Origin of the sequence: Lysinibacillus sp. Y5S-8 (genome assembly GCF_036894365.1) — a bacterium.
Classification (GTDB): domain Bacteria; phylum Bacillota; class Bacilli; order Bacillales_A; family Planococcaceae; genus Lysinibacillus; species Lysinibacillus fusiformis_D.
Genome location: NZ_CP145889.1, coordinates 3,219,466 through 3,232,517, shown reverse-complemented (window position 1 = coordinate 3,232,517; position 13,052 = coordinate 3,219,466). Strand labels below are relative to the sequence as shown.

Below are 13,052 nucleotides of genomic sequence, written 5' to 3'. Positions count from 1 at the left end.
AATCCTTTAATTTTTGACAAAAATGAATTATCGTGTTTAATAAGACAGCTAGGTCAGAATGCGATAACAAGCTCAAATAAGGAGCTGTCCCAACAGTGAGCAATCTCGCGGGACTGCTCCTTATTGTGCCATAAAGGAGGTATTTGCAATGACAAAGCAACAATGGGAAAATAGAATCGCCTATTTAGGACCAGAAGCATCATTTACATATTTAGCAACAAAGGCTACTTTTCCAAATGAGTGGCTTGTACCGTGTGCGACGATTCCAGAATGTATAGAGGCCGTTGCGGAGGGAAAGGTGGATTTAGCCGTCGTTCCGCTAGAAAATGCCTTAGAGGGCTCTGTAACATTAACATTAGATTATTTATTCCATGAGGCAACACTCTATGTGACAGGTGAACTATTGCTAAAAATCCAGCAGCATTTAATGGTGAATAAAGCGCAAAAGGATCATTGGCAGTCTATCGCAGGTGTTTATTCCCACCCACATGCACTAGCTCAATGTCATAAATACTTATTTTATCGTTTCAGTCATGTGCCATTACATCAAACAACTTCCACAGCGGCAGCAGCGAAATATGTATCAGAAAATCCACAAGAATGTATAGCCGCAGTAGGCAATGCAGCAGCAGCCGAAAAATATGGCCTTGACATAGTTGAATCGAATATCCATGATTTCCATTTTAACCATACACGTTTCTTTGTACTGTCCAAGCAAAATAAACGATTGCCGCAAGAGCTATCTGAAGGGCAAGCTAAGACAACGTTTATGATTACATTGCCAACGGATCGTTCAGGGGCATTGCATCAGGTGCTTTCTGTTTTTGCATGGCGTCAACTGAATTTAAGTAAAATTGAATCACGTCCACTTAAAACGGGCTTAGGTGATTATTTCTTTATGATTGATGTATTAGCAGATGAAAAAGAACCGATGATGCGTGGCGCCATGGAAGAATTAGCTGCACTAGGCTGTAAGGTAAAATCTTTGGGTACTTACTTCACTTATGTTACATCAGACGAGGCAGAATAGCTGTAGGGAGGAATGGTAATGGCTGGCATCATTTTATTTGATGGTATCTGTAATTTTTGTGATAGCACTGTTCAATTTATTATCAAACACGATGAAGCTGGCTATTTTCAATTTGCGTCACTTCAAAGTGATATCGGCCAAGCATTGCTCAATCAGTACAATATACCAAAGAATATAGATAGTGTAATTCTGATTGAGCAAGGGAACGTCTCGCTGGAATCTACCGCAGCATTAAACATATGCAGGAAATTGGATGGACTGTGGCCTTGCTTCTATGCCTTCATTCTTGTTCCCCCCTTTATCCGTAATGCGCTATATCGATTATTTGCTAAGCAACGCTATCGTTTATTTGGTCAAAAAAGTGAATGCTTATTGCCCACACCTTCTCAACGGCAACGATTTCTTTCCTAGTAGCGCACGGGTTTATAATACCCGCAGAGAGTGGGGAAAATACTTTCGCTCAGGATCAAAATACTCGTGAAGAGAAAAGAAATACTGTGGCTCAAGCGTCCAATCAGAAGCATAACATTTGCAATCAAAACAGAAAGCACCGTATGAAAAAGGATATCATACGGTGCTTTTGCTATTTATTGATCTGACACTAAGTAGCCCTTTTTTTGTAAGGCTTGTTCAATTAAAGTTAAAACTTCAACAGAGGGTGCAGAGATGACATGCAGATGAATACCACCAGTAAGAGCGGATAAATAATTGGCCTGTGTGGCATTGACACGTTCGATAAACTGTTTCACTTCATGGCGATTTGATACCATAATGGAGGCAGTGAGTTCACCATATATTGGATGTTCTACAATAACATTTTTGACAGTACCACCACAATCGACAATGGTCATTAATTCATCCTCTGTTTGCTCTGAGGTATGCAAGCAAGGGAACGTACGTTCAACGGTTTGCTGTAATTGTTCCTGATGCATATAAAGATAGCCCTGGCTTGTGGCAATAATGGGCTCATTTCTTGCTTTTAATAGAGTCATATCATTGACGATAACTTGTCTAGAAACATTGGCGAACTTAGCCAAGTCTGTCCCAGTTATAGGTGCTTTACTGTTTTTTAATTGCGCTAAAAGTTGCAGTCGGCGTTCTTCGCCTAACATTTTTTTCATAAGAGTTCACCTCTGCTCATAATAAAGGAATCAGCATTCCTTATGTTTTAGTGTACCATGAAGCATTTCTAACTTGCTGAAATTTTTGTATCCAAATGAAACATTGAACATATGATACGTAGAGAGGAAGGGAGGAAAAAATTGCGTATTCATATTGTTCAAAAGGGAGACACCTTGTGGAAGATTGCGAAAGAGTACGGCATTTCGTTTGAAGATTTGAAGCGGCTCAATGTCCATCTTGCCAACCCAGATTATATTGTTCCAGGTATGGAAATTATATTGCCTGAAAAAATAAACAAAGAGCCGCATAGAGAATCACATAAAGAAATGCCGAAAAAGGAAACACAAGTGCATAAGGAGGCACCGAAGGAAAGTCCTAAAAAAGAGGTACAGCGACCGATGCCACCACCGCCGCCTATTGTACCGCCACCACCAGCTCCTATGCCAATGCCAGAACCACAAATGATTCCGATTCCAATACCGATGCCAATGCCTATGCAAATGCCACAACAACCGATGTGGGTACCGCAGCCTGTGGAAATGAATTGGCACCAACAAGTGGTGATGCCACAAGTAGAACAAACTGTTACACCACCACCAGTGCAAATACAGCCAGCACCACCACCGCCAGCACCTACACCACCACCTGTAGCTCAACCGAAGCCAATGCCACAACCAGCGCCGCAGCCACCGATGCATATCATGCCACAAATGCCTGCGGTCCCACATTGCTCAAGTTGTCATCAACCCATCTATCATCAAATGTGGTGGCCGATGATGCCAATGCAACCTCAGGTCGAGCATTATACGATGCCACAACAGCCAATGTCTTGTGACATGCCAGATCATAAAGTAGGTGGGATGGAAGACTTTTTAGAGTCTACATCACCATTCTTCCATACACAGGATCATCAAATGAAGCCACAAATGGATATGATGCCTGATATGAATATGGGTCAATCCTGTGGCTGTGGTACACAGCCAATGATGATGCCTGAGATGAACATGGGTCAATCCTGTGGCTGTCATCAACAACCAATGATGATGCCTACATGGCAAATGGATCCTTGTCATTGTCCGCCACCACCATGTCCGACACATTGTCCACCGCCGTGCCCACCAGCAGGGGGACAATGGATGTCACCGCACTATTTCCCAGGCGGGATGACGCCTTATCGATGGTGAAAAAGCGTATATTGTAGAAGAGTTAAAGTCAAACATTTGGAAATATAAGTATGAATCGAATCATTATTTTGTCAAACGAGCGAAGCAAGTGGAAATTGCAGAGAAGGTGAGAGCAATTCATCGCCAGTTAGGACGCATGGAGCCTTCTCTGATCTTACCATTGGTTCAGAGTGATGATGAGCAGTTAATTGTGCAAGTATGGCAAGAAGGAAGCCATGGTGCTAACTTTGCATATAAAAAAGATCGCGAAGAATCTCTTAAATTATTAATAGCTTTACATGATACACATAAAAAAATAGCTTGGCAGCGAGTGCCAGGCTTGCATACCTACTCGCAGCTTTTAAAATGGCAAATGCGTCATATGCGCTTTAAAAGTAGAAGAAATGAGTTTCGAGCTTTTTTAACAAAAGAAGAAATCGATCAAATTGTGCATTATAGTGATAAATCTTTACAACTGATTGCATTAGAGGATGCGCCTGAAAAAGAAATCACACTATTACATGGGGATGTGGTTCATCATAATTTTTTATGGTGCTCTGATGGCCAATTACGTTTAATTGATTTTGATTTAGCACATCTTGGCGAAGCGGATGATGAATATATTTTATGGTTGCATCGTGTATTACCTGCTGTTGATTATGATCTTGGAAAAATTTTTGCTGAATTACCTGAGCTGAAACGACTGGATAAAAGAAAGCTCCATCGTTTGAAATATCCGAATGAGCTATTACGAGAATGGCTTTTTGCAGTGGATTTACCACTAGAGCAACAGCTAGTATTTTTAGATTATTTAGTGCCATTCACAAAACGAGCCCTCACCTATTGGCCAAAACTATGGTACGATATTGATAGATTTGTTAAAAAATGACCGTCATTTGGCGGTCATTTTTGTTTGGCAACAGCGCTTTTGCCACTACTTTTTGTCGAGCATTCGTTCGCTATATGCTATAATCGAAGACGATGATTGTGAGGGATTATAGATGTATGATTATTTAAAAGGACAAGTAACTCGTATTACACCTGAGTTTATAGTATTAGAACAACAAGGTATTGGCTGGCAACTTCATACGCCCAATCCGTTTGCATTCCGCACATCAGCCCTGGAGCAACAGATATATGTTCATTTGCATGTACGAGAGGATGCACAAGTTTTATATGGTTTCCCTAATCTAGATCAACGTGAGCTATTTCGAAAGCTAATATTAGTATCTGGCATAGGGCCAAAGGGGGCTCTAGCGATTTTAGCTACTGGTAATCCGCAACAGGTTATTAGTGCCATTGAGCGGGAGGACGAAGCGTTTTTAGTGAAGTTCCCTGGGGTTGGGAAAAAAACAGCACGTCAAATGATTCTTGATTTGAAGGGCAAGCTAGGCTCGTTATTAGATACATTGGAGCTTCCTAGTGCAGAACATGAGCTACCATTGTTTGGTGTAAATCCTTATAAGCATGAGCTAGAAGAAGCTATACTGGCGTTAATGGCACTTGGTTATTCTGAAAAAGAGCTCGAAAAAATTCGTCCACAGCTTGAGGACAACGACAAGCTGGAAACGACAGATGCCTTTATGAAACAAGCATTGCAACTACTGCTAAAAATAAAATAAGGAAAGGAGGGAAGGTACATGTCTGAACGTATGATGGCAAGTGAGGCAGGTAGCTATGATGAGCAGTTTGAATTATCTTTACGCCCTCAAAAATTAACGCAGTATATTGGGCAACATAAAGTGAAGGAAAACTTACAAATATTCATTGAAGCGGCAAAGCTTCGCCAAGAAAGTTTAGACCATGTGCTGTTATATGGACCTCCGGGACTTGGTAAAACGACATTAGCTGCTGTTATTGCGAATGAGATGAATGTCAATGTACGCATGACGAGTGGCCCTGCAATTGAGCGCCCAGGGGATTTAGCAGCTATTTTAAGTTCACTTGAGCCTGGGGATGTTTTATTTATAGATGAAATTCATCGACTCTCCCGTGCCATTGAAGAAGTGCTATATCCAGCAATGGAGGACTTCTGTTTAGATATTGTGGTGGGGAAAGGTCCAGAAGCACGTTCTGTACGCCTTGATTTACCTCCCTTTACCCTTGTAGGTGCTACAACAAGAGCTGGCGCCTTATCAGCCCCTTTAAGGGATCGCTTTGGTGTGTTACTACGTTTAGAATATTATGATGATCGTTCACTTGCCGAAATTGTGGTGCGAAGTGCTCATTTATTTGAGGTGAAAATTGAGCAAGTAGCGGCAATGGAAATGGCGAGACGCTCACGCGGAACACCTCGGATTGCGAATCGTTTATTAAAACGAGTGCGAGATTATGCACAAGTGCTTGGAGATGGTATGATAACGGAGGATCTTGCACAGCAAGCGCTAGAGCTGTTACAAGTTGATCCTAGAGGGCTTGATCATATCGACCATAAACTTGTAACGAACATGATTGAGCGCTACCAAGGCGGTCCAGTGGGCTTAGATACGCTTGCGGCATCGATTGGTGAGGAACGGGTTACGATAGAGGATGTATATGAACCTTATTTGATGCAAATTGGCCTTATTCAACGTACACCACGGGGAAGAGTTGCCACACATTTAGCCTACGAACATTTTGGATATGAGTATCCACAACAAACATAAAGAAGGAAGTTTTTTTCATGCGTGTAGAAGATTTTGATTTTGAATTACCAGATGAGCTTATTGCTCAAACGCCATTAATTGATCGTACCGCGAGCCGCTTAATGGTTGTTACACCTGGCGCTACTAAAGTAGAGCACCACCATTTTGCTCACGTTTTAGATGAGCTACATGCTGGAGATTGTCTCGTATTAAATGATACAAGAGTCTTACCTGCTCGCTTAATGGGTGTGAAAGAGGAAACAGGTGCACATATAGAAGTATTGCTATTAAAGCAATTAGCTGGTACAGATGAGTGGGAAACACTTGTAAAACCAGCTAAGCGTGTAAAAGTAGGAACTGTTATCACATTTGGTGAAGGTTTATTAACAGCTACTTGTACAGGAGAGCTTGAACATGGCGGACGTACATTTGACTTTCATTATGATGGCATCTTTTATGAAATATTAGAGCAACTTGGTGAAATGCCGTTGCCTCCATATATTCGTGAAAAACTTGAGGACAAGGATCGTTATCAAACGGTTTATGCCAAAGAACGTGGCTCAGCTGCAGCACCAACAGCAGGACTGCATTTCACGGAGCAATTATTAGAGCAGGTAAAAGCGAAAGGTGTAGAAGTGGTCTTTATCACGCTACATGTGGGTCTCGGCACTTTCCGTCCTGTTAGTGTGGATTCGATTGAAAACCATGAAATGCACGCTGAATTCTATAGTGTGACCGAACAAGCGGCAGATACGATTAATCGTGTTAAGCGAAACGGCGGCAAGGTCATAGCTGTTGGGACAACCTCTACACGTACATTGGAGACGATTGGCTCTAAATATGAGGGGGAAGTGCGAGCAGAACAAGGTTGGACGTCTATTTTCATTTATCCAGGCTACAACTTTACGGTGGTGGATGGGTTAATTACAAACTTCCATTTACCGAAATCAACACTTGTCATGCTTGTTAGTACGCTAGCTACTCGAGAAACTATTTTAAGTGCCTATCAGCAAGCAGTGGATGAAAAATATCGCTTCTTTAGTTTTGGGGATGCGATGTTTATACGTCCGAAAAAATAATAGTGGATATAATCGAAGTACTGTTTTTACTTCAGATAAGAGAGGATTTTTAGTTTATGACACAACCAGCAATTCGATATGAATTACTTCATACTTGTAAACAAACAGGAGCACGTCTTGGCATCGTCCATACACCACATGGCTCCTTTGAAACACCAGCATTCATGCCAGTGGGCACACAAGCAACTGTTAAAACGATGTCGCCAGAGGAATTAAAAGAAATGAATGCTGGGATCATTTTGTCCAATACGTACCATCTATGGCTTCGTCCAGGCAATGATATTGTCAAGGAAGCAGGCGGACTCCATAAATTTATGAACTGGGATCGTCCTATTTTAACGGATTCAGGTGGTTTCCAAGTGTTCTCCCTAAGTCAATTCCGTAAAATTGAGGAGGAAGGCGTTCATTTCCGTAATCACCTTAATGGAGATAAGCTATTTTTAAGCCCTGAAAAAGCAATGGAAATTCAAAATGATTTAGGGTCTGACATTATGATGGCGTTCGATGAATGTCCACCATTTCCTGCGACACATGATTATATGCTGCAATCAGTTGATCGTACAACACGTTGGGCAAAACGCTGTAAAGAAGCGCATAAACGTCCAGAGGAGCAAGGTTTGTTTGGTATCATCCAAGGTGGAGAGTACGAGGATTTACGCCGTCGTTCAGCAGAAGCATTAGTGGAATTAGATTTCCCGGGCTACGCAATTGGTGGATTATCTGTTGGTGAACCCAAAGATGTGATGAACCGAGTTTTAGAATTTACGACGCCAATGATGCCTGAAAATAAACCACGTTATTTAATGGGGGTTGGCTCACCAGATTCTTTAATTGATGGAGCAATTCGCGGAATTGATATGTTTGACTGTGTGCTGCCAACACGTATTGCACGTAATGGTACACTGATGACATCTGAAGGCCGTCTAGTGGTGAAAAATGCTAAATATGCACGTGATTTTGGTCCAATTGATCCGAATTGTGATTGCTATACATGTAAAAACTATTCTCGTGCCTATGTTAGACACCTTATCCGCACGGAAGAAACGTTTGGTATTCGTTTAACGTCTTATCATAATCTACATTTCCTATTGAAGCTGATGGAACAAGTGCGTGAAGCCATTCGTCAAGACCGCCTTGGTGATTTCCGAGAAGAATTCTTTGAAAAATATGGCTTCAATGGGCCAAATGCTAAGAACTTTTAAGCCATTACGCCTTTCGTTTTATGTTACTGAATCGAAATAAAAAAGGTAATGTCAACGGCATAATAAGCAATTTTGTAAGGCGAGGGGTTGATTTCCGTTCCGCCAGCGTCCTTTCTAGGGGGCGTCCGATGAGCCGCTTCACTCACTGCGTTCGCTCCAGGGTCTCCTCTGTGACGCTAAATCCCCTAGGAGTGACGCTGGCTCCACTCCAATCAACCATTCTGCAAAAGTGTCTTTTCCTGAACAAAATAGCCCATTATTTATATTATAAGAGAGGATAGCCTCTTACTTTCAATGTGGAGAAGTGATGTGTGACAACACCCCTCCATAAAAGAGTAGTGAATACCTTCACTTTTTTGCTAAAAAGTTAACATTTTTATTTTATGGATTGGAGTGGAAGGCTACTTGACTCCCGTGGGAATAGCGAGACAGGCGAGCCCCTGCACGGAGCGGTAGCAGAGGAAACGGCTCGGCGCTCGCCCACAGGAAAGCATGTAGCCTGCAACGGAAATCCTTTTTCACCTTTCATATAAATTCTATGGATGGTTTTATTTTTCAACACTATGAAAGGACATTAGGCAGTGCCTAATGTCCTTATACTATGGCAATCGTTTTGTAAAAGCATTCAAATCTTTGTAAAAAGTGAATATTTCTAGCAAAATAATGTCAATCATAGAAAAAATATTAGTAATTGAGAAAATTTTTTGGCTTGTCCATCGCTTTTTATTGGTGGAATAGTCTATACTAAAAAAGTGAGATTTGGAAAGGGGGCAAGATATATTATGGATCAATTATTAGGATTAGCGCCAATATTATTAATGTTCGTTGCAATGTGGTTTATCTTAATCCGTCCAGCTAAAAAAAGACAGCAGGAAACACAAAATATGCAAAGTAGTTTGCAACGTGGAGATAAAGTCATTACAATAGGTGGTCTACATGGTGTCGTAGATGCGATTGAGGACACAGCAGTGACGTTAAAAATTGCTGACAATGTACGAGTGAAATTTGACCGTCAAGCAATTGGGCGAATTGTCAATGACAATCAGTAACAAAAGAGAAAAGGCTTACAATAGAGCATTAGCTATGTTGTAAGTCTTTTTTTACACATGAAGCGAACTCATGGCTAGTTAGCTGTTTTTATTTTATGAATCAATACTTCACCAGAATCTTTGCCGTTTACAGTTATTCTGCTTAATGTAAACAGAGAATCGCCCTTTTTCACATGTTTATTTTGAATAACAAAGGCCATCTTAAAACCAGCTTCTTTTGCTAATTTTATGGTGGATGGTGAATGAATACCGTAAGGATAGCTAATAGCAATGGGCTCATAGCCAAGTTTTTCTTTTATTATTTTTCGTGAGCGAATAAGATCATTTCTAACTCTTTCTTCATATGCATGATAACTTTCAAGTTGTCCGTCTACAAAACCTGGTCCATATACCGCACCATTTAACCTACCGTTTTCTGAAGGTAATTTATAATGTAAATCCCATGTGTGACTCTGAATTGTCATATAATCCTTCATTTCCTTTAACTGATCCCAGCTCATCTTTGGAATTTCTTTTGGCTGTTGAATTTTTTCATCATTTTCTAGGATTCGGCTTGCAATCACAAAAATTTCTGCATGCATATCGTATTTTTTTAAAACAGGGTATGCTTTTTCATAATTGCTTAAATACCCATCATCAAACGTAATTAATATAGGCTTTGGAGGTAATAGCGTTTGCCCATTTAAGTAATCATATAATTGCTGAACAGAAATAGTATGATATCCTGCACCTTTCAGCGCCTTCATTTGATTTTCAAAATTTTTGGATGAAATAACTGTAGTATTATTTATATGTTCCTCTAAATGATGATACATAAGAACCGGTATTTCCGGCTCTTGGTATCCGTAAATAAGGGAGGGGCTTATTAGCAACAGGAGCATATAAACAACAACGAAAACAATTATTTTCCTTGTCATGTTCTCACCTTGTTTGTTTTTATAGTCGTTAAGCATTTTGTTCTTTGTTATTGTGTACGAACAAGTGGAGACTATTCCTTGAAAATTGTATAAAAAACAATAAGTAAGGTCACTTTGATAGTATGGGGGTGTTTCTATGGAAGAATATTACCATATTATTTTTCGAACTTGTTTTTTATATGTGTTTATTATCATTGTTTTCCGTTTAATGGGTAAACGAGAAGTAGGGGAATTATCAGTCATAGATTTGGTTGTATTTGTATTGATTGCAGAAGTTGCTGCTTTTGCGCTAGATGATTTTAAAAATCCTCTCTTTAATGCCATACTACCTATCATTATTTTGCTCTTTATTCAAATTTTAAGTGCTTACTTATCGTTAAAGTTCAAAAAAATACGAGATTTAGTGGATGGTGACCCAGCTTTATTAGTAAAAGATGGTGTTATTTTAGAGAGTGAGATGCGAAAACACCGCTATAATTTAGATGATTTATGTCAGCAATTACGAGAAAATGGCGTTGCATCAGTGACAGATGTGGCATTTGCCTATTTAGAGCCATCAGGCAATCTTTCCATCTATAAAAAAGATGAAAAAGCTTTCGTGTATCCACTTATTATCGATGGCGATATTCAAGAAAGACATTTATTGACCATGCATAAAGATGTGAATTGGTTAATGGGTGAGCTAGCTAAAAACAATATAACAAACAGTGAAACGGTATTTTTTTGTATTTGGGAAGACCATAAGCTCCACATCCAATTAAAAGAATCTTAAACCTTCTTCGCTAATTTTTTGATGTAGCGGAAATCAGTGATTCGTAACTGATTGGTAAATAATAAAAAAGTAAACAGTAAAAATAATGTAACACCACTGCTCAAAATAAATGGTAGTGATAATATTGGAATAAGAAAATACTGTGCGACACAAACGGCAATAAAGCAACTATAAGGTACGACAAACATTCTGAAGCCAGCACGTAGGTTTTTTCTTTGTCTAACCGTTGCGATATGCAGGAAGGACGTCAGTAAAACACCAAAACCAATAGCTACGACGGCTCCTTTTTCCTGAATGCCAGGTTGAGAGGCTAGTACAAACATCACAAATAATTTACCGAGTCCACCATAGATGGAGTTCATCATAGCAGCTTTAGCTTCACCAATCGCTTGTAAGATAGAATGAAGCGGGCTTTGAATATAATAAAAATAAAAAATTGGTGCTAAAATTTTAACGTACCCCCGATTTTCTTCTAAATGGAAGAGCTTCATAGCTAATTCATCACCATGTACAAAGAAATACGTAGCAGCAAAGCAGCCTACTAAGGAAGATAATCTTAGGGAGACCGAAATTCGCTCTTGTAACAGCGGGATGTGCTGTCGAGCGACGGCATCACTCACAGCTGGAATTAGTACAATGGATAAGGCTGTTGATACAAACGCTGGAAACAATAGTAAGGGCACTAAGACACCAGAGATGACACCATATAAAATAGTAGCAGCAGAAGCGGTTAAACCTGCAACTGTCAAAGCTTTTAAAAAGATAATCGGTTCTAAAAACCAAGTGAAAGAACCAAACAGCTTACTGCCCGCAGAGGGAAGGGCAATACGTAGCATGGGTGATGCAGGGTAGCCTTCGATTTTAGTTTTACGCGTCAATAGTCTCTTTTTCGAAACGATATAATGTAGCCATAAATAGAGGAATGCTACAACCTCAGCAAGAAGTGTAATACCCATTGCAGCAGCCGCAGTAACAGCCGCATTATTGTAATTAGCCACATAAGGCAGCATTAACGTAATGAAGCTAATTCGTACAATTTGCTCAATCATTTGAGCCCAAGCAGTTGGGGTGATTTTAGCTACACCCTGTAAATAAGCACGTAATAACCCAGATCCAACGGACACAGGTACAGCAAAGAGTGCAATCCATAGCGTAAATGTTGTCTGTTCATTATGTAAGAGCGTCGTCGAAATATATGGTATTGTGAGTGCAACGAGTGGCATAAAAATGATCATACCAATGAATGACCAAAGAATGGCCGTACGCATGACACCAAAGATGTTTTCGCGCTTATTTTTTGCTAGTAATTCTGCCACGATTTTAGCTACAGCGATAGGTAGTCCAAGTTGAATGAGTGAGATAAAGAAAATAAATGCTGGATAGACGGTCATATAAATGCCGACAGCCTCTTCACCAGCAATACGCATAAATTGCATTCTATAAAAGAAGCCAAAAAGTTTAGATAAAAAAATCACGAACATTAAAAATAATGTACCTCTTACAAAAGAACTCATGCCATCCGTCCCTTCTCAAGCCGCAAAAATTCATTTACACTATTTGTATGCAAACATGTCTTACGTTACGACTTTGATTGGAGATGATTCAAAATGAGTATGCAATATGAGCAACTATTTGAAAAAATCCGTCCGGCAATTGATAGTAAGATGGCAGAATTCAAACATTATCAATATGATGCCATTACGGCGGAAGAACTTTGGCGCTACTGTATTGAAAAAAAATGGCGTAAAAAGAAAATCGAACAGCTACGTTTACATGAGGTGATTGCGACCATTTTTGCGGTATCACCATCTGATATTGTCTCATTTAATCAAGTAGAGTTTTTACAAAGTAATAATTGGTTTGAAGAAGTAGGTATGGAAGAATTACAATTACTGCTTGGTCCAGTCAGAACGTAATCAAGGATGTGTCAAATTTTACAATAATTCAAAGAATCCTAAATGTGTTGAATTGACACCAAGCGCAACCTGTTTCATAATAAGTGTGTTGCGCTTTTTTTATTTTGAATAAGTTTTTACTTACATAAGTCTTGAATGCTCTTTTACTTGCATTTGGAAGGCTAGTACCTAATAATAC

The 13,052-nt window shown here is 39.8% G+C and carries 14 protein-coding genes; 11 read left to right on the top strand and 3 right to left on the bottom strand.

Annotation, left to right across the window (positions count from 1 at the left end; all coding sequences use genetic code 11):
* Nucleotides 1–148: 148 nt before the first annotated feature.
* Together pheA and V6670_RS15650 are read left to right on the top strand one after the other, a co-directional pair.
* Nucleotides 149–1,030 carry a prephenate dehydratase gene (gene pheA, locus V6670_RS15655; RefSeq protein WP_036124134.1) on the top strand — a complete coding sequence of 294 codons (882 nt, stop codon included), beginning with the start codon at nucleotides 149–151 and terminating at the stop codon, nucleotides 1,028–1,030.
* 18 nt (nucleotides 1,031–1,048) lie between these two features.
* Complete coding sequence (locus tag V6670_RS15650; protein WP_141905018.1) at nucleotides 1,049–1,441, top strand: DCC1-like thiol-disulfide oxidoreductase family protein; 393 nt, start codon at nucleotides 1,049–1,051, stop codon at nucleotides 1,439–1,441.
* A 176-nt stretch (nucleotides 1,442–1,617) separates the two neighbouring features.
* Here the strand turns inward: V6670_RS15650 and V6670_RS15645 are convergent, their stop codons facing one another.
* On the bottom strand, nucleotides 1,618–2,151 hold the full coding sequence (locus V6670_RS15645; protein WP_141905019.1) for a transcription repressor NadR: 534 nt from the start codon (nucleotides 2,149–2,151) through the stop codon (nucleotides 1,618–1,620).
* Nucleotides 2,152–2,292: 141 nt separating this feature from the next.
* Between V6670_RS15645 and V6670_RS15640 the strand changes: the two genes are divergently transcribed.
* The 7 genes from V6670_RS15640 to yajC all read left to right on the top strand — a co-directional run bounded on the left by V6670_RS15640 (nucleotide 2,293) and on the right by yajC (nucleotide 9,269).
* Nucleotides 2,293–3,336, top strand: coding sequence for a LysM domain-containing protein (locus tag V6670_RS15640; protein WP_338651608.1), 1,044 nt, complete (start codon nucleotides 2,293–2,295; stop codon nucleotides 3,334–3,336).
* Nucleotides 3,326–4,204, top strand: coding sequence for a phosphotransferase (locus V6670_RS15635; RefSeq protein ID WP_308221982.1), 879 nt, complete (start codon nucleotides 3,326–3,328; stop codon nucleotides 4,202–4,204). The genes V6670_RS15640 and V6670_RS15635 overlap by 11 nt, the downstream gene beginning before the upstream one ends.
* A 112-nt stretch (nucleotides 4,205–4,316) precedes the next feature.
* The gene (gene ruvA, locus V6670_RS15630) at nucleotides 4,317–4,937 is read left to right on the top strand and encodes a Holliday junction branch migration protein RuvA (RefSeq protein ID WP_058843999.1); all 621 of its coding nucleotides are present in this window, start codon (nucleotides 4,317–4,319) and stop codon (nucleotides 4,935–4,937) included.
* An 18-nt stretch (nucleotides 4,938–4,955) separates the two neighbouring features.
* Nucleotides 4,956–5,960: a Holliday junction branch migration DNA helicase RuvB gene (ruvB, locus tag V6670_RS15625; RefSeq protein ID WP_141905021.1), complete on the top strand. Its 1,005-nt coding sequence runs from the start codon at nucleotides 4,956–4,958 to the stop codon at nucleotides 5,958–5,960.
* A 17-nt stretch (nucleotides 5,961–5,977) separates the two neighbouring features.
* Nucleotides 5,978–7,018: a tRNA preQ1(34) S-adenosylmethionine ribosyltransferase-isomerase QueA gene (queA, locus tag V6670_RS15620; protein ID WP_141905022.1), complete on the top strand. Its 1,041-nt coding sequence runs from the start codon at nucleotides 5,978–5,980 to the stop codon at nucleotides 7,016–7,018.
* A gap of 56 nt (nucleotides 7,019–7,074) precedes the next feature.
* Entirely contained in the window at nucleotides 7,075–8,220 is a 1,146-nt protein-coding gene (gene tgt, locus V6670_RS15615; RefSeq protein ID WP_036124159.1) for a tRNA guanosine(34) transglycosylase Tgt, read from the top strand.
* A gap of 782 nt (nucleotides 8,221–9,002) precedes the next feature.
* Nucleotides 9,003–9,269 (top strand): preprotein translocase subunit YajC, encoded by a 267-nt coding sequence (yajC, locus tag V6670_RS15610; RefSeq protein WP_036124438.1) that lies wholly within the window; start codon nucleotides 9,003–9,005, stop codon nucleotides 9,267–9,269.
* Between the two features lie 74 nt (nucleotides 9,270–9,343).
* On the opposite strand, the gene V6670_RS15605 is transcribed toward yajC, so the two are convergent.
* Nucleotides 9,344–10,222 carry a polysaccharide deacetylase family protein gene (locus V6670_RS15605; RefSeq protein WP_338651607.1) on the bottom strand — a complete coding sequence of 293 codons (879 nt, stop codon included), beginning with the start codon at nucleotides 10,220–10,222 and terminating at the stop codon, nucleotides 9,344–9,346.
* A 100-nt stretch (nucleotides 10,223–10,322) separates the two neighbouring features.
* Between V6670_RS15605 and V6670_RS15600 the strand changes: the two genes are divergently transcribed.
* Nucleotides 10,323–10,958, top strand: coding sequence for a DUF421 domain-containing protein (locus V6670_RS15600; RefSeq protein WP_141905024.1), 636 nt, complete (start codon nucleotides 10,323–10,325; stop codon nucleotides 10,956–10,958).
* On the opposite strand, the gene V6670_RS15595 is transcribed toward V6670_RS15600, so the two are convergent.
* Nucleotides 10,955–12,472, bottom strand: a complete 1,518-nt coding sequence (locus V6670_RS15595) for an oligosaccharide flippase family protein (RefSeq protein WP_036124428.1) — start codon at nucleotides 12,470–12,472, stop codon at nucleotides 10,955–10,957. The genes V6670_RS15600 and V6670_RS15595 overlap by 4 nt on opposite strands.
* A gap of 93 nt (nucleotides 12,473–12,565) precedes the next feature.
* Here V6670_RS15595 and V6670_RS15590 point away from each other — a divergent pair, with 93 nt between their 5' ends.
* A complete protein-coding gene (locus V6670_RS15590; protein ID WP_036124425.1) occupies nucleotides 12,566–12,874 on the top strand; it encodes a post-transcriptional regulator in 309 nt (102 codons plus the stop codon).
* Nucleotides 12,875–13,052: the final 178 nt, after the last annotated feature.